Here is a 21,712-nt window from a genome sequence, read left to right on the forward strand (position 1 = left end):
ACTGGGCGGTCTATGTCCTCCCGGCCTCGCGCGTACCTCGATCACGCCGCCAACACCCCGATGTTCCCCGCGGCCATCGAGGCGATGACGGCAGTGCTCGCGACGGCCGGCAACGCCTCGTCGCTGCACACCGCGGGTCGCACCGCCCGCCGGCGCGTCGAGGAGTCCCGCGAGACCGTGGCGTCGGCGCTGGGAGCGCGGCCCTCGGAGGTCGTCTTCACCGCCGGCGGCACCGACAGCGACAACCTGGCGGTGAAGGGCATCTACTGGGCCCGTCGCGACGCCGATCCCGCGCGGCGGCGCATCGTGTCCACGGCGATCGAGCACCACGCCGTCCTCGATTCGGTCGAGTGGCTGGCCGAGCACGAGGGCGCCGAGATCACCTGGCTGCCGTCCGGCCCCGACGGCGCGGTCTCGCCGGCCGCCCTGCGCGAGGTGCTGCAGGCGCACGACGACATTGCCCTGGTCACCGCGATGTGGGCCAACAACGAGATCGGCACCATCCTGCCGATCCACGACCTCGCCGCCGTCGCCGCCGAGTTCGGGGTGCCGATGCACTCCGACGCGGTGCAGGTGGTCGGCCAGCTGCCGGTGAGCTTCGCCGAGAGCGGGTTGTCGGCGATGAGCGTGGCCGCCCACAAGTTCGGCGGGCCCACCGGCGTGGGCGCCCTGCTGCTGCGGCGCGACACGGCCTGCGTGCCGCTGCTGCACGGCGGCGGGCAGGAACGCGACGTGCGGTCCGGCACCGCGGACGTCGCGGCCGTGGTGGCGATGGCGGTCGCGGCCCGCATCGCGGTGGACGGTGTCGCCGCCCACAGCGCCCGCGTCCAGGCCTTGCGCGACCGTCTCGTCGCCGAGGTCCTCGCGCGCATCCCCGACACCTACGTCAACGGCGCGGCGGGCGCTCACCGGCTGCCCGGCAACGCGCACTTCACGTTCCGCGGCTGCGAGGGCGACTCGCTGCTGATGCTGCTCGACGCCAACGGCATCGAGTGCTCGACGGGCTCGGCCTGCACCGCCGGCGTCGCGCAGGCCTCCCACGTGCTGCTGGCGATGGGCGCCGACCCGGTGGACGCGCGCGGCTCGCTGCGGTTGTCCCTCGGCCACACCAGCACCGCGGCCGACGTGGATGCCGTGCTCGACGTGCTGCCCGGGGCGGTGGCGCGGGCCCGCGACGCGGCGCTGGCCAGTGCGGGAGCCCGAAGCTGATGCGCATCCTGGCGGCGATGAGCGGTGGCGTCGACTCGTCGGTGGCCGCGGCGCGCCTGGTCGACGCCGGCCACGACGTCGTCGGTGTCCACCTGGCGCTGTCGGCGTCGCCCGGCACGCTGCGCACCGGCGCCCGCGGCTGCTGCTCGAAGGAGGACGCCGGCGATGCCCGCCGCGTCGCCGACATCCTCGGCATCCCGTTCTACGTGTGGGACTTCGCCGACCGGTTCGCCGCCGACGTGGTCGACGACTTCGTGGCGCAGTACGCGGCCGGCCGCACGCCCAACCCGTGCGTGCAGTGCAATCAGCGGATCAAGTTCGCGGCGCTGGCCGACCGGGCGCTCGCGCTGGGCTTCGACGCCGTCGCCACCGGCCACTACGCGCGGCTGCGCGACGGTCGGCTGCGGCGCGCCGTCGACGCCGACAAGGACCAGTCGTACGTGCTGGCGGTGCTCACCGCCGAGCAGCTGCGCCACGCGGTGTTCCCGGTGGGCGACTCCCCCAAGGCGCAGATCCGCGCCGAGGCCGCGGCGCGCGGGCTGGCGGTCGCCGACAAACCCGACAGCCACGACATTTGCTTCATCCCGTCGGGGGACACCCGGGCCTTTCTGGGTGCGCGGATCGGCGTGCGGCCCGGTGCCGTGGTCGACCGCGGCGGGCAGGTGCTCGCCGAGCACGCCGGCGTCCACGGCTTCACCATCGGCCAGCGCAAGGGCCTCGGCATCGCCGGCCCCGGGCCCGACGGCCGGCCCCGCTACGTCACCGCCATCGACCCGGACACCGCGACCGTGCACGTCGGCGCCGCGGAGGACCTCGACGTCACCGCGCTGACCGGCGAGTCCCCGGTGTTCCCCGCGGGACAGCCGTTCGACGGTCCGGTGGAATGCGTGGCGCAGGTGCGCGCCCACGGCGGGATCGCCGATGCGGTCGCGCAGTACGACGGCGCCACGCTGCAGATCGCGCTGCGGTCACCGGTGCGGGGCGTCGCCGCCGGGCAGACCGTGGTGCTCTACCGGCCCGACCCCGCCGGCGACGAGGTGATCGCCGGCGCGACCATCGCTAGTGCTCGCCGGCCTTCTCCGCCAGCCGGCTGACCACCTGATCGGCCGTCTCCGCGGCGAACCCGCAGCTGCTGGACGCCACGACGGCGTTGGCGATCAGGCGGTAGGACCGGCCGCAGGTCTGGGTGCGGCTGCTGATCGACTCGCCCTCCACCCGCAGCTCGCCGACCAGCACCGGGGCGAACGGATCGGCACCGCAGCGCTTCACCGTGTCCGCCAGCGCGTCGAAGGCGGTGCTCGCGGCGTCGGCGTCGGAGTAGCCGGCGGCGGTCTCGGTGACGAATGCCTGCGGGTCGGCCACGGTGTAGCGGCGCGACGCGAAGTGGGCGACCGTGCCGAACGCCGCGGTGTCGCGGTAGATGAACTGGCAGGGCTCGGGAAGGCTCTTGGCGTGGTCCTCGTCGTCGGCGGGCTGGGTCACCTCGCCGCCCGACTCGGTGAGCTTGTCGCCGGCGCCGGTGAGCCGGGCCAGCTCGGCCTTGTCCAGCAGCACGCCCCCGACGTCCACCTGGTGTTCGGCGCCACCACCGCCGCCACCACCACCGCCGCACGCCGCGGTCAGGCCGGCCGCGACGGCGCCGATCGCCACTACACGCATCGCGCGTGTCACCATGAGCCCTCCTTGCCTGCCAGCCGGTTGTCCGCCCGCCGACAGTAGCGGAGGGCGGTGCCACCCGCGCACCTCCCATCGCGCGGTCGAATAGTGTTGGACGGTGAGTGTTTTCGCTGCTGCCACCGGTGTGGGTTCGTGGCCCGGCGGCAATCCGCACGAAGCGGCCGCCACCGTGGTCGGCGAGCTGCACACCCTGCCGCACCTGGTGGAGCTGCCCGCGCGCGGTGTCGGTGCGGACGTCATCGGCCGCGCGGGCGCGCTGCTCGTCGACATCGCGATCGACACCGTCCCGCGCGGCTACCGGATCGCCGCCCGCCCCGGCGGCGTCACCCGCCGCGCGATCGGCCTGCTCGACGAGGACCTGGACGCGCTGGAGGAGGCGTGGGAGCGCGCCGGGCTGCGGGGGGGCGGACGGCCGGTGAAGGTGCAGGCCGCCGGGCCGGTGACGCTGGCAGCTGAGCTGGAGCTGCCGAACGGGCACCGGGCGATCACCGATCCCGGCGCGCTGCGCGATCTCACCGCGTCGCTGGCCGAGGGGCTTGCCGTGCACCGCGCGGAGGTGGCGCGGCGGTTGCAGACCGACGTGGTGGTGCAGCTCGACGAGCCTTCGTTGCCGGCCGCCCTGGCCGGCAGGCTCACCGGGGTGACGAGCCTGAGTCCGGTCCATCCGGTCGACGAACCGGTGGCGGTCGAACTGCTCGACGCGGTCGTCGCCGCGGTGGGTCCGGCGGTCGCGGTGCACTGCTGTGGCGCCGAGCCGCCGTGGCGGGTGTTCGGCCGCAGCACCGTCGCCGCGGTGTCGGTCGACGCGGCCACGCTGGGCGCCGCCGACCTCGACGGCATCGGCGAGTTCGTCGACAGCGGCCGGACCGTGCTGCTCGGCGTCATCCCCGCCGCGGCGCCCGCCGGACAGCCGTCGGCGCAGCAGGCGGCGGAGGCGGCCGCGCAGCTCACCGACCGGCTGGGCTTTCCGCGGCCGGTCCTGCGCGACCGCGTCGGGGTGACGCCCGGCTGCGGCCTCGCCGGCGCCACGCCGAGCTGGGCACGCCGGGCGGTCACCCTCGCTCAACAGGTCGCCGACGCCTTCGCCGACGACCCCGACGCGATCTGAGCGCCGTCGCCGGTGAAGCCTCAGCCGCCGTCGAGGCGCTTGAGCAGCCGCTTCGGCGCCACCAGCCGGTACGAGGCGTCGATGAGCTCACCGACCTCGTCCCAGTCGACGTCCGCCGCGTCGAAGTCGAGCCCCAGCCAGGCGTGCGGCCCCAGGTAGGCGGGGGTGAAGAACCGGGGATCCTGCGCCAGCGCGGGGCGGTCCTCGTCGCCGACCTTCACCAGCAGCGAGTGGGGCACCGGCGTCATCGCGCCCTCGCCCTTGATCCTGCCGCCGTACACCGCGAACATCTTCGGGGCGCTGAACGTCGGCCGGCCCCACGACACCTTCTCGACGGCCTCCGGATAGCTCAGGGCGATGCGGCGCACCTCGCGCAGCCAGGGGTCGTCGTCGTCGAACATGGCGGGATGCGGCACGCCGGCAAGCCTAACGAGCGTCCCCGGCGCTGTCGGCCCCCTTCGATAGCCTGCTCGAATGGGTTCTGCAGAGGCTGACGCGCAGCTGCGGCGGCGCTGGCAGTCGTTGGCCGACGAGGTGCGCGGACACCAGTTCCGCTACTACGTCAAGGATGCGCCGATCATCACCGACGCAGCGTTCGACGCGCTGCTGCGCGAACTGCAGCAGCTCGAAGACGCCCATCCCGAGCTGCGCACGCCGGACTCACCGACGCAGCTGGTAGGCGGCGCCGGCTTCGCCACCGAATTCGCCCCGGCCGAACACCTCGAGCGCATGCTCAGCCTCGACAACGTGTTCACCCCCGACGAGCTGGCCGCCTGGGCGGCGCGACTCGAGGGCGAGCTCGGTCCCGACGTCGCACGCGACGCGCACTACCTGTGCGAGCTCAAGATCGACGGCGTCGCGCTCGCGCTGGTCTACCGCGACGGCCGGCTCGCGCGGGCCGCCACCCGCGGCGACGGGCGCACCGGGGAGGACGTCACGCTGAACGCCCGCACCATCGAGGACATCCCCGAAACCCTCACGGCGGGCACGGAATTCCCGATCCCGGCGGTGCTCGAGGTGCGGGGCGAGGTGTTCTTCCGGGTGGCCGACTTCGAGGCGCTCAACGCCTCCCTCGTCGCCGAGGGCAAGGCGCCGTTCGCCAACCCCCGCAACAGCGCGGCGGGCTCGCTGCGCCAGAAGAACCCCGCGGTCACGGCACGGCGGCGGCTGCGGATGATCTGCCACGGCCTCGGCCGCGTCGAGCACGCCGCGGGGTTTTCGTTCACCACCCAGCACGACGCCTACCTCGCGCTGCGGGCCTGGGGCCTGCCGGTCTCCGCCCACACCGCCCGGGTGCAGGGCGTCGAGGCGGTCGGCGAACGGGTGGCGTACTGGGGCGAACACCGCCACGACGTCGAGCACGAGATCGACGGGCTGGTGGTGAAGGTCGACGAGGTGGCGCTGCAGCGGCGGCTCGGGTCGACGTCGCGGGCGCCGCGCTGGGCCATCGCCTACAAGTATCCGCCGGAGGAGGCGCAGACCGAGCTGCTCGACATTCGGGTCAACGTCGGGCGCACCGGGCGCGTGACGCCGTTCGCCTACATGCGGCCGGTCAAGGTCGCCGGATCCACCGTCGGTGTCGCGACACTGCACAACGCCTCGGAGGTCAAACGCAAGGGCGTGCTGATCGGCGACACCGTGGTCATCCGCAAGGCCGGCGACGTGATCCCCGAGGTGCTCGGGCCGGTCGTCGAGCTGCGCGACGGCACCGAGCGGGAATTCGAGATGCCCACCCACTGCCCGGAGTGCGGCAGCCCGCTGGCGCCGAGCAAGGAGGGCGACGCCGACATCCGCTGCCCGAACTCCCGGTCGTGTCCGGCGCAGTTGCGCGAGCGCGTGTTCCACGTCGCGGGCCGCGGCGCCTTCGACATCGAGGGCCTGGGCTACGAGGCCGGCATCGCGCTGCTGCAGGCCCATGTCATCGCCGACGAGGGCGATTTGTTCACGCTCACCGAGCAGGACCTGCTCCGGACCCCGCTGTTCACCACCAAGGCCGGCACGCTCAGCGCCAACGGCAAACGGCTGCTGGCGAACCTCGACAAGGCCAAGGCGCAGCCGCTGTGGCGGGTGCTGGTGGCGTTGTCCATCCGGCACGTGGGACCCACCGCGGCCCGCGCGCTGGCCGGCGAATTCGGCAGCCTCGACGCCATCGAGGCCGCCACGCAGGAGCAGCTCGCGGCCGTCGAGGGCGTCGGCCCCACCATCGCGGCGGCGGTCAAGGAGTGGTTCGCCGTCGACTGGCACCGGGCGATCGTCGACAAGTGGCGGGCCGCCGGGGTGCGGATGGCCGACGAACGCGACAGCGGGGTGCCGCGCACGCTCGAAGGGCTGACCATCGTCGTCACCGGTTCGCTCACCGGGTTCTCCCGCGACGAGGCGAAGGAGGCCATCCTGGCGCGCGGCGGCAAGGCGGCGGGCTCGGTGTCGAAGAAGACGTCCTACGTCGTCGCCGGTGACGCGCCGGGGTCGAAGTACGACAAGGCGATCGAGCTGGGCGTGCCGGTGCTCGACGAGGACGGGTTCCGCGCCCTGCTCGAGCACGGCCCGCCCGCCGCGCCGGCCACCGACGGCGAGGAAGACGGCTAGCGCAGGATCGTCGCGACGATGCCGGCGAGGTAACCGAGCCGGGCGACCTCGGAGGGCCGGAACTCCGGGCCGCCCGGACGGCCGAGCACGACGGCGGTGGTCGGCTCCCCGAGCGGCGCGGCCGCCATCGTGATGTCCATGTCCCGCCACACCGGTGGCACCCAGTCGGCGGAGCCGTCGAGCACGGTGGCGCGGTCGAGGGGCAGCCACGGCGCCGACTCCGCCAGCGTTTCGGGCGCCCCGGCGCTGCCGGCGAGCCGCCGCAAGCTGCCCGGCTCGTCGGCGGTCGACCGCACCACCGAGCACCAGCCCACCCGCAGCACGCGCGGCGCCTGGTCGGCGAGCACCTGCAGCCGCTGCTCGCGGCCCCGGGCGGCCGCGACCCGATCGATCAGCTCCAATTCGCGGTGGGCCTCCAACAGGCCGGTGTGCGGACGGATGCTGTCGACGTACACGCCCTTGAGCGACTCGGCGGCGGTGATCAGCACGTCGGGCATGGCGCCCGGCGGCAGGTCGACCACCAGGTCGTCGATCGCATAACCGGAGCTGCGCTCCACCACGTCGAGGGACAGGATGTCCGCGGCCACCGAGCCGAGCGCCACCGCCAGCGAACCGAGCGTGCCGGGCCGGTCCTCCAGCTGAACCCGCAGCAGATAGGAAGGCACGCGAACACTGTTCCACAGCGCGGGGTCCCGGGCATGTCGCGCCGGAGCGGTCGCCGCCGGCGAAGTCAGTAGGCTTGTCACCCGTGTCGGAACTCTCCACAGCAGACGTCGCCCATCTCGCGCGGCTGGCCCGGCTCGCGCTGACCGACGACGAGATCGCCGGCTACACGACGCAGCTCGGCGCGATCCTCGACCACGTGAGCCGCATCCAGGCCCTCGACACCGGGGACGTCCCGCCGACCGGCAATCCGCTCAAGGAGCAGAACGTCACCCGCCCCGACGTCGTCACCCCGTCGTTGCCGCAGGCCGACGCGCTGGCGGCGGCGCCCGCGGTCGCCGACGGCCGGTTCGCGGTGCCGCAGATCCTCGGGGAGGAGGCGTGACCGGCAGGGCGGGCGGCGGCCAGGGCGACCTCGTCCGGCTCGATGCGGCCACGCTCGCCGCGAAGATCGCGGCCAAGGAGGTGTCCTCGGTGGAGGTGACCCGGGCGTGCCTCGACCGGATCGCCGCCACCGACGGCACCTACCACGCGTTCCTGCACATCGCGGGCGAGCGTGCGCTGGCCGCCGCGGCCCGGGTCGACGCCGCGGTCGCGGCCGGCGAGGCGCTGCCGTCGCCGCTGGCCGGCGTGCCCGTCGCGCTCAAGGACGTCTTCACCACCACCGACATGCCGACCACCTGCGGCTCGAAGATCCTCGAGGGCTGGCGCTCGCCGTATGACGCCACGGTGACCATGCGGCTGCGAGCGGCGGGCCTGCCGATCCTGGGCAAGACCAACATGGACGAGTTCGCGATGGGCAGCTCGACGGAGAACTCCGCGTTCGGTCCGACCCGCAACCCGTGGGACACCGACCGGGTGCCCGGCGGCTCGGGCGGCGGCAGTGCGGTGGCGCTGGCGGCGTTCCAGGCGCCGCTGGCCATCGGCACCGACACCGGCGGATCCATCCGGCAGCCGGCCGCGCTCACCGCCACCGTCGGCGTGAAGCCGACCTACGGCACGGTGTCGCGCTACGGGCTGGTGGCGTGCGCGTCGTCGCTCGACCAGGGCGGGCCGTGCGCGCGCACCGTGCTCGACACCGCGCTGCTGCACCAGGTGATCGCCGGCCACGACGCGCGGGACTCCACCTCCGTCGACGTCGCGGTGCCCGACACCGTCGCCGCCGCCCGCCGCGGCGCCACCGGAGACCTGGCGGGCGTGCGGATCGGCGTGGTGCGCCAGCTCAGCGACGGCGAGGGTTTCCAGCCGGGGGTCCTGGCGTCGTTCCACGCCGCGGTCGACCAACTGCGCGCGCTGGGCGCCGAGATCTCCGAGGTGGACTGCCCGCATTTCGAGTACGCGCTGCCCGCCTACTACCTGATCCTGCCGTCGGAGGTGTCGAGCAATCTCGCCCGCTTCGACGCCATGCGCTACGGGCTGCGGGTCGGCGACGACGGCACCCACAGCGCCGAGGAGGTCATGGCGCTCACCCGCGCGGCGGGCTTCGGCCCGGAGGTGAAGCGCCGCATCATGCTCGGGACCTACGCGTTGTCGGCGGGGTACTACGACGCCTACTACAACCAGGCGCAGAAGGTGCGCACGCTCATCGCCGCCGACCTCGACCGCGCCTACGAGCAGGTCGACGTCCTGGTCACCCCCACCACGCCGGCGACGGCGTTCCGGCTCGGCGAGAAGGTCGACGACCCGCTCGCCATGTACCTGTTCGATCTCTGCACGCTGCCGCTCAACCTCGCCGGGCACTGCGGCATGTCGGTGCCGTCGGGCGTCTCGGCGGACGACGGGCTGCCCGTCGGTCTGCAGCTCATGGCGCCGCCGCTGGCCGACGACCGGTTGTACCTCGTCGGCGCCGCCTACGAAACTGCGCGCGGTCCGCTGCCGAGCGCGGTCTGACGGGGGAGGATGGAGCGCACGCGAGGAGAGGAAGAGCGATGCGCATCGGAGTCCTGACCGGCGGCGGCGACTGTCCCGGCCTCAACGCGGTGATCCGGGCCGTCGTGCGCACCTGCGACGCCCGCTACGGCTCGTCGGTGGTCGGCTTCCTCGACGGCTGGCGGGGGCTGCTGGAGGACCGGCGGATCCAGCTCGCCAACGACGACCGCAACGACCGGCTGCTCGCCAAGGGCGGCACGATCCTGGGCACCGCCCGGGTGCATCCCGACAAATTGCGGGCGGGTCTCGACCAGATCATGCAGACGCTCGACGACAACGGCATCGACGTGCTGATCCCGATCGGCGGGGAGGGCACGCTGACGGCGGCCCGCTGGCTGTCGGAGGAGAACGTGCCGGTGGTCGGGGTGCCCAAGACCATCGACAACGACATCGACTGCACCGACGTCACGTTCGGCCACGACACCGCGCTCACCATCGCCACCGAGGCCATCGACCGCCTCCACAGCACCGCCGAGTCGCACCAGCGCGTGATGCTCGTCGAGGTGATGGGCCGGCACGCCGGCTGGATCGCGCTGAACGCCGGACTCGCGTCGGGCGCGCACATGACGCTGATCCCCGAGCAGCCGTTCGACGTCGAGGAAGTGTGCCGGCTGGTGAAGAAGCGCTTCCAGCACGGCTCGTCGCATTTCATCTGCGTGGTCGCCGAGGGCGCCAAACCGGCCGCCGGGTCGATGAGCCTGCGCGAGGGCGGCATCGACGAGTTCGGCCACGAGCGGTTCACCGGCGTCGCCGCGCAGCTGGCGATCGAGATCGAGAAGCGGGTGAAGAAGGAGGTCCGCACCACGGTGCTGGGCCACGTGCAGCGCGGCGGTACGCCCACCCCCTTCGACCGGGTGCTGGCCACCCGGTTCGGCGTCAACGCCGCCGACGCCGCCCACGCCGGCGAATACGGGATGATGGTCGCCGCCCGCGGCACCGAGATCGGCCGCGTCTCGCTGGCCGACGCCACCCGCCAGCTCAAGCTGGTGCCGCAGAGCCGCTACGACGACGCGGCGGCGTTCTTCGGCTGAGTCCGCGAACTTCGCGACGCGCCGCGCGAACAGCGGGCCGCACGGCGCCCGGAGTGGTTGGCTGTCGGCACACCGTTCACCGGGGAGGGCAGCCGTGCTGACGTTCTCGTCGTCGCCCTGGGCGCAGCTCGCGGATTTCTACGGCGCGCCCGACACCGAGCGGCCCGCAGCCGGGGCAGAACCGCGCCCGCCCGCCCGAGCGCCGGCGCGACGCATGCGGACCCGCGCCGAACGCGCCCGGTTGGCCGGGCTGGTGGTCGCCTCGCTGGCGACGGTCGCGGTGGTCGCCGTGACGCTTCCCGACTGGCGGGACGGGCCACCGACCACCCCGACCGCTTCGTCGCCGACCGCTTCGACCCCGACCGCAGGGGCGCCGCCGGCCGCTCCCGGCCCGGCACCCGCGTCGACCGCCGCACGTGCCCCGGCCGCCCCGGCGATGGACGACCACGGTTTCGTCGGCACACCGGCCCGCTGTGCCGGCGCCGCCGCACCGGTGGTCAGTGCTCGCACCCGGCGTTCGGTGCTGGTGGTGTGCCGGGCGCCGAACGGCCGGCTGGCCTACACCGGCGTTCGACTGCAGGACGGCGCGGTGCTGCACCTCGACGACGTGCGACCCGTCGGCGCGGGGTTCGTTGCCGACAACGACGGCGCCAGCTACGACATCTCGGCCCGCGAACTGCTCGTGCGGGCCGGGGACGCGGTGCTGCGCCGCGAACCGATGGTGGAGTACCGCCGCAACTAGGATCGGTGGCCATGACCGTGGCGTCCCGCGCATCCGAGACCGACCTGCTCGACTACGACGACGTCGTCGCCCGCTACGACCCCGTCATGGGGCTCGAGGTGCACGTCGAGCTGTCCACGGCCACCAAGATGTTCTGCGGCTGCGCCACGACGTTCGGCGCCGAACCCAACACGCAGGTATGTCCGGTGTGCCTCGGGCTGCCCGGCTCGTTGCCGGTGCTCAACGAGGCGGCCGTCGAATCCGCCATCCGCATCGGGCTGGCGCTGGGCTGCGACATCGCGCCGTGGGGCCGGTTCGCCCGCAAGAACTACTTCTACCCCGACCAGCCGAAGAACTACCAGATCAGCCAGTACGACGAGCCGATCGCCGTCGACGGCCACCTCGACGTCCCGCTGGACGACGGCTCGACGTGGCGCGTCGAGATCGAGCGCGCGCACATGGAGGAGGACACCGGCAAGCTGACCCACCTCGGCAGCGAGACGGGCCGCATCGAGGGCGCGACGACGTCGCTGCTGGACTACAACCGGGCCGGGGTGCCGCTGATCGAGATCGTCACCAAGCCGATCGAGGGCGCCGGCGCCCGCGCGCCGGAGATCGCCCGCGCCTATGTCACCGCGCTGCGGGATCTGCTGCGGGCGCTCGGCGTGTCCGACGTGCGGATGGACCAGGGCTCGATGCGCTGCGACGCCAACGTGTCGCTGCGGCCGGTCGGGCAGCGCGAGTTCGGCACCCGCACCGAGACGAAGAACGTCAACTCGCTGCGCAGCGTCGAGGTGGCGGTGCGCTACGAGATGCGCCGCCAGGCAGCGGTGCTCGACGCCGGCGGCACCGTCGTGCAGGAGACGCGCCACTTCCACGAGGACGGCTACACCAGCCCCGGCCGCCGCAAGGAGACCGCGGAGGACTACCGGTATTTCCCGGAGCCCGACCTGGAACCGGTTGCGCCGAGCGACGAATTGGTCGAGCGGTTGCGCGCCACGATCCCGGAGATGCCGTGGTTGCGGCGCAAGCGGATCCAGCAGCAGTGGGGCGTCTCCGACGAGGTGATGCGCGACCTGGTCAACAACGACGCGGTCGAGCTGGTCGCCGCCACCGTCGACGCCGGCGCGTCACCCGACGCCGCCCGGGCGTGGTGGGGCAACTTCTTGGTGCAGAAAGCCAATGAAAGCGGAGTGCGGGTGTCCGGTTTGGCCATCACGCCGGAGCAGGTGGCGCGCACCCAGGCGCTCGTCGACGAGGGCACGCTGTCGAACAAGCTGGCGCGCCAGGTCATCGAGGGCGTGCTGGCCGGTGAGGGCGAGCCCGACGAGGTGATGACGGCCCGCGGGCTCGCGCTGGTTCGCGACGACTCCGTCATCCAAGCCGCCGTCGACGAGGCGCTGGCCGCCCACCCCGACATCGTCGAGAAGATCCGCGGCGGCAAGGTGGCCGCGGCGGGGGCCATCGTCGGTGCGGTGATGAAGGCGACCAAAGGCCAGGCCGACGCCGCGCGGGTCCGCGAGCTGGTGCTGGCGGCCTGCCGCTAGCTACATGTTGCTTTCTTCGGGCCGCGGGAAGCCGCCGCTGGAGAACAGCGGGAACACCACGTCGTCGACCTTCTCGGCGTCGCCGAACGACTTGTTGACCGTTGCGCCCCACACGTTGCCGTCGGCGGAGAGCTGCAGCGCCCAGGCGTGGCCGTGCATCTCCTCGCGCACCACCTGCGGCTCGCCGGAGACGGCGCCGGTGCCGGGGGCGAGCTGCACGGACACCGTCTTCTTGGTGTTGACGAGGTTCACCAGCACGGTGCCGTCCAGTGCCGCACACCCGCCGACGCCCGGCCGGTCGGGCCAGGTCCACACGGTGGTGATCTTGGAGTCGGGGGTCATGCGCTGCAGCCGGTCGCCGGTGGGCGTGCGGTCGGTGACGTAGAGCGAGCCGTCCGCGGGGTCGGTGCACATGCCGCCGCCGGCGCCCAGTCCCGACATCGCGGTGGTGGGCGGCGCCTGGTCGACCGTGGTGGGCTGTTCGATGCGGATGAGCTTGCCGGCCAGCGATCCGGGGTTCGCCGCCTGCGCCGGTTCGCCGGCGTCGCCGGTGAGCACCAGCAAGGTGGTGGGACTGCTGAACATCAGCGCGCCGGTGTTGCCGGTGGCGCCTTTCGGAATGCCGGTCAGGATGTCCTTGGGGACGTCGCCCTCGGCGATCCGCACCACCCGGTTGTCGGAGGGCGTGCTGATGTAGGCGTACATCAGCTTGTCCTGGCTGTAGGTCGGCGACAGCGTGATGTCGAGCAGGCCGCCGTCACCGGACGGATCCACCGCGAAGGTGGTCTTGATCTTCGGCTCGGCCTGGAACGACACCTCCTTGACGGCCCCGGTGGTGCGCTCGGCGACCAGCGCGGACTTGCCGTCGGGCGCCATGATGAGCCCGCTGGTGGTCTCCAGGCAGCCCTGCATCACGCCCGGCGCCGGGCACTGCTTGTCGATCTGGTTGGGGGGTATCGGCGGTGGCGGTGTGGGGGAGGTCTGCGGCTGGGCGTACTCCGGCTCTTCGGTGAACGGCTGATCCTGCGCCGCGTCGAACCGCGCGCACCCCGCCGACACGAGCAGTGCGACGCACAGTACGGCGCCCGGCCGGACCGCCCGCTCCAGCCGCCGCCTCCCACCACGCCACCGCATGCCCGCAAGGTTACGGATCGCTGTTCGGCTCCCGCCACGTCCGCCCGGAGCGACGGCCAGGTCGCAATCGGATAAAGGCACGGGAACAGCCGGTCTCAAATCCTCGCTTCGGGCGACGGCGTCCCTACGCTGACACCCGTGACCACAGATCACCAGGACTCCCGGCTCTGGCAACGGCCCGACGAGACCGCGACCCGCGCCGCATCGCGGCCGGCCTCGGCCAGCCTGGTCGACCCCGAGGACGACCTGCTGCCCGGCGACACCTACGGCGGCAATTACGGCGGCGGCGACTTCACGACCACCAACATTCCCCGCTACGACTCGGGCACCGGTTCGGCCGCCAGCGGCTTCGGGGTGCTCGGCGACCCCGAACCGCTGCCGTACGTGCAGCCGGCGCGGACGGCCCGGCACGCGGCCGACGGACCCGACACCGGCTACGACGACTTCTACGAGGACCGCGTCCGCGACGCCGGCCGGCGCGGCACCCAGGACCTCGGGCTGGCCGTGCTGCGGATCGGGGTCGGCGTCCTCTTCGTGGCGCACGGCCTGCGCGACGCGTTCGGGTTGTGGGGCGGCCCCGGCATGAGCGGCTTCGGGGCGTCGCTCACCGAGGTCGGCTTCCGGTCGGCGGGCGCGTTGGCGATCGTGTTCCCGGGCATCGAGCTGGTCGCCGGTGTGCTGCTGATCCTCGGGCTCTTCACGCCGATGGCGGGCGCGGCGCTGCTGGCGTTCATGGTCAACGTCTTCCTCGGCAACCTGACCGCACAGCACGACGACGGCTTCGTCACGCTCTTCCTGCCGGGCGGCAACGAGTACCAGCTGACGCTCCTGGTGGCGCTTTCGGCGGTGATCCTGTCCGGCCCCGGGCGTTACGGCTTGGACATCAGCCGCGGCTGGGCCCGGCGCCCCTTCGTCGGCTCCGCGACGGCGTGGGTACTGGGAATCGGGGCCGGCGTGGCGCTGTGGTGGCTGCTCAACGGGACCAACCCGCTCGGCTGACTCAGCGGTAGGGGTTGGGCACCCGCCCGTCGCTGGCCTCGGTGAGCAGCGGCAGCGTCGCGAAGGTCACGGCCGGCAGCCGCAGGTCGGTCCCGTCGGTCAGGGCGGCGCGGGCCCAGGAGCTCTTGTCGAACCGCAGCCCGGCGATGTCCTCCCAGGCGACGGTGCGGCTGCGCAGCAGTTCGCGGGCGGTCACGGTGTCGCGGTCGGCGACGGTGCGCAGTCGCTCGATCGCCACCGACAGCAGCGCCGACAGCAGCAGGATCGGCGCCGACGGCGGCCACACCAGCACCGGGATGAGCAACCCGAGGGTGAAGAAGCCGACGCCCAGGTGCGCCATGCGCGAGATCCGGATCACCACGCGCTCGCGGGGGTCGGTGCGTGCTGCCACCAGCCGATCATCCCACCGCCGCGGCCGCGCCCGGAGCCGCCCGGTGCCGCGGCCCGCGATTTGACCGGTGACCAGTGCGGCGGCTACCGTTTGCGCCATGAAATCCCGTCTGCTCGTAGTAATCGGTCGGCGCGTTGGTGCATAGCCGGTCCTAGCTGCAAGCATCGACGCGCAACCCTCGTTCAGCCTCGTCGCTGTCGAGGGTTTTTTGTTGCCCGCCCCCAGCCCCTCCGACGCGAAGACGAGGAACATCGTGAGCGCACCCACCACCCGGCCGCCGGAATCCCCGGCGCCGACACCGCCCGGCGCGCGGGGAGCGACGGCGGTAGCCCTCACCCGCAGCAGCATCGCCAAGGCGAAACCCGTTGCGCCGCAGCGGCTCACCGGAGCGCAGGCCGTCATCCGGTCGCTGGAGGAGCTGGACGTCGACGTCATCTTCGGCATCCCCGGCGGCGCGGTGCTACCGGTCTACGACCCGCTGTTCGACTCGGTGAAGCTGCGCCACGTGCTGGTGCGCCACGAGCAGGGCGCGGGGCACGCCGCCAGCGGCTACGCCCACGCAACCGGCAAAGTCGGTGTCTGCATGGCGACGTCGGGTCCCGGGGCCACCAACCTGGTGACCCCGCTGGCCGATGCGCAGATGGACTCGGTGCCCGTCGTCGCGATCACCGGCCAGGTGGGCCGGTCGTTGATCGGCACCGACGCCTTCCAGGAGGCCGACATCTCCGGCATCACGATGCCGATCACCAAGCACAACTTCCTGGTGCGCAGCGGCGACGAGATCCCCCAGGTGATCGCCGAGGCGTTCCACATCGCCGCGTCGGGGCGGCCCGGCGCGGTGCTCGTCGACATCCCGAAGGACGTGCTGCAGGGGGAGTGCACCTTCAGCTGGCCCCCGGCCATCGACCTGCCCGGCTACAAGCCCAACACCAAGCCGCACAGCAAGCAGATCCGCGAAGCGGCCAAGCTGATCACCGAGGCCCGCCGGCCCGTCCTCTACGTGGGCGGCGGGGTGATCCGCGGTGACGCGTCGCCGGAGCTGCTCGAGCTGGCCGAGCTGACCGGCATCCCGGTCGTCACCACGCTGATGGCGCTCGGGGCGTTCCCGGACAGCCATCCGCAGCACCTGGGTATGCCCGGCATGCACGGCACCGTCTCCGCGGTGGCGGCGCTGCAGCGCAGCGACCTGCTGATCACGCTCGGCGCCCGCTTCGACGACCGGGTGACCGGCAAGTTGGACTCGTTCGCGCCGGAGGCCAAGGTCATCCACGCCGACATCGACCCCGCCGAGATCGGCAAGAACCGGCACGCGGACGTGCCGATCGTCGGCGACGTCAAGGCCGTCATCACCGAGCTGATCGAGGCGCTGCGCAAGACCGGCACCGCGACCGCGAACCTCGACGACTGGTGGACCTATCTGCGCGGCATCAAGGAGACCTATCCGCTGAGCTACCCGCCGCAGCACGACGGCAGCCTGAGCCCGGAGTTCGTCATCTCCAAGCTCGGCGAAATCGCCGGGCCGGACGCGGTGTACGTCGCCGGCGTGGGGCAGCACCAGATGTGGGCGGCGCAGTTCATCTCCTACGAGAAGCCGCGCACCTGGCTGAATTCCGGCGGGCTGGGGACCATGGGCTTCGCCGTGCCCGCCGCGATGGGCGCCAAGCTCGCCCGGCCCGAGGCCGAGGTGTGGGCAGTCGACGGCGACGGCTGCTTCCAGATGACCAACCAGGAGCTCGCGACCTGTGCGATCGAGGGCGCGCCGATCAAGGTGGCGCTGATCAACAACGGCAACCTCGGCATGGTGCGGCAGTGGCAGACGCTGTTCTACCAGGAGCGCTACAGCCAGACCGACCTCGCCACGCACTCGCAGCGCATCCCGGACTTCGTCAAGTTGGCCGAGGCCCTGGGCTGCGTGGGCATGCGGTGCGAGCGTGAGGAGGACGTCGAGGACGTCATCAACGCCGCGCGCGAGATCAACGACCGGCCGGTGGTCATCGACTTCATCGTCGGCGGCGACGCGCAGGTATGGCCGATGGTGGCGGCCGGCACGAGCAACGACGAGATCCAGGCCGCGCGCGGCATCCGGCCGCTGTTCGACGACGACTCGGAAGGGCACGTCTAGCCATGGCCGTCACGACGCACACGCTGTCCGTCCTCGTCGAGGACAAGCCGGGTGTCCTGGCCCGGGTGTCCGCGCTGTTCTCGCGGCGCGGGTTCAACATCGAGTCGCTGGCCGTCGGCGCCACCGAGCAGAAGAACATGTCGCGCATGACGATCGTCGTGTCGGTCGAGGACTACTTCCCGCTGGAGCAGATCACCAAGCAGCTCAACAAGCTCATCAACGTCATCAAGATCGTCGAGCAGGACGAGGACAACGCGGTGTCCCGCGAGCTGGCCCTGATCAAGGTGCGCGCCGACGCCACCACCCGCGGCCAGATCATCGAGGCGGTGAACCTGTTCCGCGCCAAGGTGGTCGACGTCTCCGCCGAGTCGCTCGTCGTCGAGGCGACGGGGACGCCGGGCAAGCTGACGGCGCTGCTCAACCTGCTCGAGCCCTACGGCATCCGCGAGATCGCGCAGTCCGGCATGGTGACCCTGGCCCGCGGCCCCCGCGGCATGGTGTCCGCGAAATAGTTCACGAAGCACCATCGATCAGGAAGAAGAAGCAACTGTGGCAGTTGAGATGTTCTACGACGACGACGCCGACCTGGCGATCATCCAGGGCCGCAAGGTCGGCGTCATCGGCTACGGCAGCCAGGGGCACGCGCATTCGCTGAGCCTGCGCGACTCCGGCGTCGAGGTGAAGGTCGGCCTCAAGGAGGGCTCGAAGTCCCGCGAGAAGGTCATCGAGCAGGGCCTCGAGGTCGACACGCCCGCCGCGGTCGCGGCGTGGGCGGACGTGATCATGGTGTTGGCGCCCGACACGGCGCAGGCCGAGATCTTCACGCGTGACATCGAGCCGAACCTCGACGACGGCGACGCGCTGCTGTTCGGCCACGGCCTCAACATCCACTTCGGGCTGATCACCCCGCCGGCGAACGTCACCATCGGCATGGTCGCGCCCAAGGGCCCCGGTCACCTGGTGCGCCGGCAGTTCGTCGACGGCAAGGGCGTGCCCTGCCTGGTCGCCGTCGAGCAGGACCCGAAGGGCGAGGGCCTGGCGCTGGTGCTGTCCTACGCCAAGGCCATCGGCGGCGCCCGCGCCGGCGTCATCAGGACCACCTTCAAGGACGAGACCGAGACCGACCTGTTCGGTGAGCAGGCCGTGCTGTGCGGCGGCACCGAGGAGTTGGTGAAGACGGGGTTCGACGTCATGGTCGAAGCCGGCTACGCGCCCGAGCTGGCCTACTTCGAGGTGCTGCACGAGCTGAAGCTGATCGTCGACCTGATGTACGAGGGCGGCATCGCGCGGATGAACTACTCGGTGTCCGACACCGCGGAGTTCGGCGGGTACCTGTCGGGCCCCCGGGTCATCGACGCCGGCACCAAGCAGCGGATGCAGCAGATCCTCGCCGAGATCCAGGACGGCACCTTCGTCAAACGGCTCGTCGCCAACGTCGAGGGCGGGAACAAGGAACTCGAAGAGCTCCGTAAGAAGAACGCCGAGCACCCCATCGAGGTCACCGGCAAGAAACTGCGCGACCTGATGAGCTGGGTCGACCGGCCCATCACCGAGACGGCCTGACCGCTCGTGGGGCACCCGGTGTGACGACGGTCGCTCCGGGCGCCCCGTTAGGCTGACGCAGGTGAGCTTGCCTGTGGTGCTGATCGCCGACAAACTCGCGCCCTCGACGGTCGCCGCGCTCGGTGACCAGGTAGAGGTGCGCTGGGTGGACGGACCCGATCGCGAGAAGTTGCTGGCTGCGGTGCCCGACGCCGACGCGCTGCTGGTGCGTTCGGCCACCACGGTGGACGCCGAGGTGCTGGCCGCCGCGCCCAAGCTGAAGATCGTCGCCCGCGCCGGCGTCGGCCTGGACAACGTCGACGTGGACGCGGCCACCGCGCACGGCGTGCTGGTCGTCAACGCCCCGACGTCGAACATCCACAGCGCGGCCGAGCATGCGATCGCGCTGCTGCTGGCCGCGGCCCGCCAGATCCCGGCCGCCGACGCGACGCTGCGCGCACACACCTGGAAGCGGTCGTCGTTCTCGGGTACCGAGATCTTCGGAAAGACCGTCGGCGTCGTCGGGCTGGGCCGCATCGGGCAGCTGGTGGCGCAGCGGCTGGCGGCGTTCGGCACCCACATCGTCGCCTACGACCCGTACGTGTCGGCCGCCCGAGCCGCGCAACTGGGCATCGAGCTGCTGTCCCTCGACGACCTGCTGGGCCGCGCCGACTTCATCTCGGTGCACCTGCCGAAGACGCCGGAGACCGCCGGGCTGATCGGCCGCGAGGCGCTGGCGAAGACCAAGCCCGGCGTCATCATCGTCAACGCCGCGCGCGGCGGGCTGGTCGACGAGGCCGCGCTCGCCGAGGCGGTCACCAGCGGGCAGGTGCGGGCCGCCGGTCTCGACGTGTTCGCCACCGAACCGTGCACCGACAGCCCGCTGTTCGAGCTGCCGCAGGTCGTCGTCACACCGCACCTGGGCGCGTCGACCGCCGAAGCGCAGGACCGCGCCGGCACCGACGTGGCGGCGAGCGTCCGGCTGGCGCTGGCCGGCGAGTTCGTGCCCGACGCGGTGAACGTCGCCGGCGGCGTGGTGGGCGAGGAGGTCGCGCCGTGGCTCGACCTGGTGCGCAAGCTCGGGGTACTGATCGCGTCGCTGTGCGATGAGCTGCCGGTGTCGCTGGCGGTGCAGGTGCGCGGCGAGCTGGCCTCCGAGGACGTCGGCGTGCTGCGGCTCTCGGCGCTGCGGGGGCTGTTCTCCGAAGTCATCGAACAGCAGGTGACGTTCGTCAACGCCCCGGCACTGGCCGCCGAACGCGGGGTCGACGCCACCATCGACACCGCACCGGAGAGTCCCAACCACCGCAGCCTGGTCGACGTCCGGGCCGTCTACGCCGACGGGTCCACCGTCAACGTCGCGGGCACGCTGTCCGGGCCGACGCAGGTGGAGAAGATCGTGCAGATCAACGGCCGCAATTTCGACCTGCGCGCCGAGGGCATCAACCTCATCATCAACTACGTCGACCAGCCGGGCGCGCTCGGCAAGATCGGGACGCTGCTCGGTGCGGCGGGCGTCAGCATCCTGGCGGCGCAGCTGTCGCAGGACGCCGACGGCCCGGGCGCGACCATCATGTTGCGGCTCGACCGCGACGTGCCCGCCGACGTGCTCGCCGAGATCGGGCCGGCGGTCGGGGCTGTGACGCTCGAAGTGGTGAACCTCGCATGAGGCTTGCGGTGATCGCCGGTGACGGCATCGGCCCCGAGGTGATCGGGGAGGCGCTGAAGGTGCTCGACGCCGTGCTGCCCGGCGTCGACCGCACCGAGTACGACCTGGGCGCCCGGCGCTACCACGCCACCGGGGAGACCCTGCCGGAGTCGGTGCTCGACGAGCTCAAAGGCCACGACGCGATCCTGCTCGGCGCCATCGGCGACCCGTCGGTGCCCAGCGGCGTGCTGGAGCGGGGGCTGCTGCTCAAGGCGCGGTTCGCGCTCGACCACCACGTCAACCTGCGGCCGTCGAAGCTCTATCCGGGCGTCGCGAGCCCGCTCGCCGGCGACCCGCAGATCGATTTCGTGGTGGTCCGCGAGGGCACCGAAGGTCCCTACACCGGCAACGGCGGCGCCATCCGCGTCGGCACGCCGCACGAGATCGCCACCGAGGTCAGCGTCAACACCGCCTACGGCGTCCGGCGCGTGGTGCAGGATGCGTTCCAGCGGGCGATGCGCCGCCGCAAGCACCTGACGCTGGTGCACAAGAACAATGTGCTCACCAACGCCGGCAGCCTGTGGTCGCGCACCGTCGCCGAGGTCGGGCAGGAGTATCCCGACGTCGAGGTCGCCTACTCGCACGTCGACGCCGCGACCATCCACCTGGTGACCGATCCCGGCCGCTACGACGTGATCGTCACCGACAACCTGTTCGGCGACATCATCACCGACCTGGCCGCGGCGGTGGCTGGTGGCATCGGCCTGGCGGCGAGCGGCAACATCGACGCGACCCGCAACAACCCGTCGATGTTCGAGCCCGTCCACGGCAGCGCCCCGGACATCGCCGGACAGGGCATCGCCGATCCGACCGCCGCGATCATGAGCGTTGCATTGCTGCTCGCCCATGTCGGCGAGGAGGCGGCGGCCGCGCGCGTGGACCGCGCCGTCGAACAGCACCTCGCGACCCGCGGCGACGCGCGACATTCGACGGCCGAGGTCGGCGAGCGGATCCTCGCGCAGCTCTAGCAATTTCCTGCGGACGCGCGACCGCAAACCCGGTGAATTTCCCTAAGCGGACGGCGACCGGCGAATGATGTCCCCGGTGACAGGTGTGGCCGAAAGCCTCGCGCCTTACGCACTACCCGAGCTCGTCAGTTGTTGGACGTCGGTCGGTTGGGCTGGAACGGTTCGTACCACCACCAGTTGGCGCGTTCTCCTGATGGCCCGTTCCAGGGTGGGATGTCGGGTGGGGGTTCGGTGGGTGGTCGGGCCAGTGATGTCGAGGTCAGTCGTCGTCCGGTGCTGTCGGTGACGATCGGGGTGGGTGCGGGTCCGGTGATGGTGATGTGGCCGCGGTGGTGCAGCCGGTGGTGATGTGGACAGAGCAGCACGAGGTTGTCCAG

At 72.1% G+C, this 21,712-nt stretch carries 21 protein-coding genes; 15 read left to right on the plus strand and 6 right to left on the minus strand.

Translation table 11 applies throughout. The annotated features are described in order from the left end of the window. The first annotated feature begins 12 nt into the window (after nucleotides 1–12). Together LV457_RS19040 and mnmA are read left to right on the plus strand one after the other, a co-directional pair. Nucleotides 13–1,209 (plus strand): cysteine desulfurase family protein, encoded by a 1,197-nt coding sequence (locus tag LV457_RS19040; protein ID WP_232173103.1) that lies wholly within the window; start codon nucleotides 13–15, stop codon nucleotides 1,207–1,209. Beyond that, nucleotides 1,209–2,303: a tRNA 2-thiouridine(34) synthase MnmA gene (gene mnmA, locus LV457_RS19045; protein WP_232173104.1), complete on the plus strand. Its 1,095-nt coding sequence runs from the start codon at nucleotides 1,209–1,211 to the stop codon at nucleotides 2,301–2,303. Before LV457_RS19040 ends, mnmA begins: the two co-directional genes overlap by 1 nt. Here mnmA and LV457_RS19050 read toward each other — a convergent pair. Next, complete coding sequence (locus LV457_RS19050; RefSeq protein WP_232173105.1) at nucleotides 2,269–2,883, minus strand: sensor domain-containing protein; 615 nt, start codon at nucleotides 2,881–2,883, stop codon at nucleotides 2,269–2,271. The two genes, mnmA and LV457_RS19050, sit on opposite strands and share 35 nt — an antisense overlap. A 100-nt stretch (nucleotides 2,884–2,983) precedes the next feature. Between LV457_RS19050 and LV457_RS19055 the strand changes: the two genes are divergently transcribed. After that, nucleotides 2,984–3,994: a methionine synthase gene (locus tag LV457_RS19055; RefSeq protein WP_232173106.1), complete on the plus strand. Its 1,011-nt coding sequence runs from the start codon at nucleotides 2,984–2,986 to the stop codon at nucleotides 3,992–3,994. Nucleotides 3,995–4,014: 20 nt separating this feature from the next. On the opposite strand, the gene LV457_RS19060 is transcribed toward LV457_RS19055, so the two are convergent. Then, complete coding sequence (locus LV457_RS19060) at nucleotides 4,015–4,410, minus strand: MmcQ/YjbR family DNA-binding protein (RefSeq protein ID WP_232173107.1); 396 nt, start codon at nucleotides 4,408–4,410, stop codon at nucleotides 4,015–4,017. 58 nt (nucleotides 4,411–4,468) lie between these two features. Between LV457_RS19060 and ligA the strand changes: the two genes are divergently transcribed. Then, nucleotides 4,469–6,580: an NAD-dependent DNA ligase LigA gene (ligA, locus tag LV457_RS19065; RefSeq protein WP_232173108.1), complete on the plus strand. Its 2,112-nt coding sequence runs from the start codon at nucleotides 4,469–4,471 to the stop codon at nucleotides 6,578–6,580. Here the strand turns inward: ligA and LV457_RS19070 are convergent. Further along, nucleotides 6,577–7,245 carry an amino acid-binding protein gene (locus LV457_RS19070; protein WP_232173109.1) on the minus strand — a complete coding sequence of 223 codons (669 nt, stop codon included), beginning with the start codon at nucleotides 7,243–7,245 and terminating at the stop codon, nucleotides 6,577–6,579. The two genes, ligA and LV457_RS19070, sit on opposite strands and share 4 nt — an antisense overlap. An 83-nt stretch (nucleotides 7,246–7,328) precedes the next feature. Here LV457_RS19070 and gatC point away from each other — a divergent pair, with 83 nt between their 5' ends. The 5 genes from gatC (at nucleotide 7,329) to gatB (ending at nucleotide 12,471) form a co-directional block, all read left to right on the plus strand. Beyond that, nucleotides 7,329–7,628, plus strand: a complete 300-nt coding sequence (gene gatC / locus LV457_RS19075; protein WP_232173110.1) for an Asp-tRNA(Asn)/Glu-tRNA(Gln) amidotransferase subunit GatC — start codon at nucleotides 7,329–7,331, stop codon at nucleotides 7,626–7,628. Continuing rightward, on the plus strand, nucleotides 7,625–9,133 hold the full coding sequence (gatA, locus tag LV457_RS19080) for an Asp-tRNA(Asn)/Glu-tRNA(Gln) amidotransferase subunit GatA (RefSeq protein WP_232173111.1): 1,509 nt from the start codon (nucleotides 7,625–7,627) through the stop codon (nucleotides 9,131–9,133). The genes gatC and gatA overlap by 4 nt, the downstream gene beginning before the upstream one ends. A 38-nt stretch (nucleotides 9,134–9,171) precedes the next feature. After that, a complete protein-coding gene (locus tag LV457_RS19085) occupies nucleotides 9,172–10,203 on the plus strand; it encodes an ATP-dependent 6-phosphofructokinase (RefSeq protein ID WP_232173112.1) in 1,032 nt (343 codons plus the stop codon). 94 nt (nucleotides 10,204–10,297) lie between these two features. Next, nucleotides 10,298–10,945 (plus strand): hypothetical protein, encoded by a 648-nt coding sequence (locus LV457_RS19090; protein WP_232173113.1) that lies wholly within the window; start codon nucleotides 10,298–10,300, stop codon nucleotides 10,943–10,945. Nucleotides 10,946–10,956: 11 nt separating this feature from the next. Continuing rightward, nucleotides 10,957–12,471 (plus strand): Asp-tRNA(Asn)/Glu-tRNA(Gln) amidotransferase subunit GatB, encoded by a 1,515-nt coding sequence (gene gatB / locus LV457_RS19095; protein WP_232173114.1) that lies wholly within the window; start codon nucleotides 10,957–10,959, stop codon nucleotides 12,469–12,471. Here the strand turns inward: gatB and LV457_RS19100 are convergent, their stop codons facing one another. Continuing rightward, nucleotides 12,472–13,605 (minus strand): sorbosone dehydrogenase family protein, encoded by a 1,134-nt coding sequence (locus LV457_RS19100; RefSeq protein WP_232173115.1) that lies wholly within the window; start codon nucleotides 13,603–13,605, stop codon nucleotides 12,472–12,474. It lies immediately after the preceding gene. Nucleotides 13,606–13,743: 138 nt separating this feature from the next. On the opposite strand from LV457_RS19100, the gene LV457_RS19105 reads away from it, so the two are divergent. Next, nucleotides 13,744–14,604 carry a DoxX family protein gene (locus LV457_RS19105; protein ID WP_232173116.1) on the plus strand — a complete coding sequence of 287 codons (861 nt, stop codon included), beginning with the start codon at nucleotides 13,744–13,746 and terminating at the stop codon, nucleotides 14,602–14,604. Nucleotide 14,605: 1 nt separating this feature from the next. On the opposite strand, the gene LV457_RS19110 is transcribed toward LV457_RS19105, so the two are convergent. Further along, nucleotides 14,606–14,944 carry a PH domain-containing protein gene (locus LV457_RS19110; RefSeq protein WP_232173124.1) on the minus strand — a complete coding sequence of 113 codons (339 nt, stop codon included), beginning with the start codon at nucleotides 14,942–14,944 and terminating at the stop codon, nucleotides 14,606–14,608. 304 nt (nucleotides 14,945–15,248) lie between these two features. Here LV457_RS19110 and LV457_RS19115 point away from each other — a divergent pair, with 304 nt between their 5' ends. The 5 genes from LV457_RS19115 to LV457_RS19135 all read left to right on the plus strand — a co-directional run bounded on the left by LV457_RS19115 (nucleotide 15,249) and on the right by LV457_RS19135 (nucleotide 21,335). Next, complete coding sequence (locus LV457_RS19115) at nucleotides 15,249–17,117, plus strand: acetolactate synthase large subunit (protein WP_232173117.1); 1,869 nt, start codon at nucleotides 15,249–15,251, stop codon at nucleotides 17,115–17,117. A 2-nt stretch (nucleotides 17,118–17,119) separates the two neighbouring features. Beyond that, nucleotides 17,120–17,629 carry an acetolactate synthase small subunit gene (gene ilvN, locus LV457_RS19120; protein ID WP_232173118.1) on the plus strand — a complete coding sequence of 170 codons (510 nt, stop codon included), beginning with the start codon at nucleotides 17,120–17,122 and terminating at the stop codon, nucleotides 17,627–17,629. Between the two features lie 49 nt (nucleotides 17,630–17,678). Next, nucleotides 17,679–18,680: a ketol-acid reductoisomerase gene (ilvC, locus tag LV457_RS19125; protein WP_232173125.1), complete on the plus strand. Its 1,002-nt coding sequence runs from the start codon at nucleotides 17,679–17,681 to the stop codon at nucleotides 18,678–18,680. Between the two features lie 61 nt (nucleotides 18,681–18,741). Beyond that, nucleotides 18,742–20,328 carry a phosphoglycerate dehydrogenase gene (gene serA, locus LV457_RS19130; protein WP_232173119.1) on the plus strand — a complete coding sequence of 529 codons (1,587 nt, stop codon included), beginning with the start codon at nucleotides 18,742–18,744 and terminating at the stop codon, nucleotides 20,326–20,328. Then, a complete protein-coding gene (locus LV457_RS19135; protein WP_232173120.1) occupies nucleotides 20,325–21,335 on the plus strand; it encodes a 3-isopropylmalate dehydrogenase in 1,011 nt (336 codons plus the stop codon). Before serA ends, LV457_RS19135 begins: the two co-directional genes overlap by 4 nt. Before the next feature lie 125 nt (nucleotides 21,336–21,460). Here LV457_RS19135 and LV457_RS19140 read toward each other — a convergent pair. Continuing rightward, on the minus strand, nucleotides 21,461–21,712 hold a 252-nt coding region (locus LV457_RS19140), incomplete at its 5' end, for an HNH endonuclease (protein WP_374198895.1).

Origin of the sequence: Mycobacterium sp. MYCO198283 (genome assembly GCF_021213805.1) — a bacterium.
GTDB lineage: Bacteria > Actinomycetota > Actinomycetes > Mycobacteriales > Mycobacteriaceae > Mycobacterium.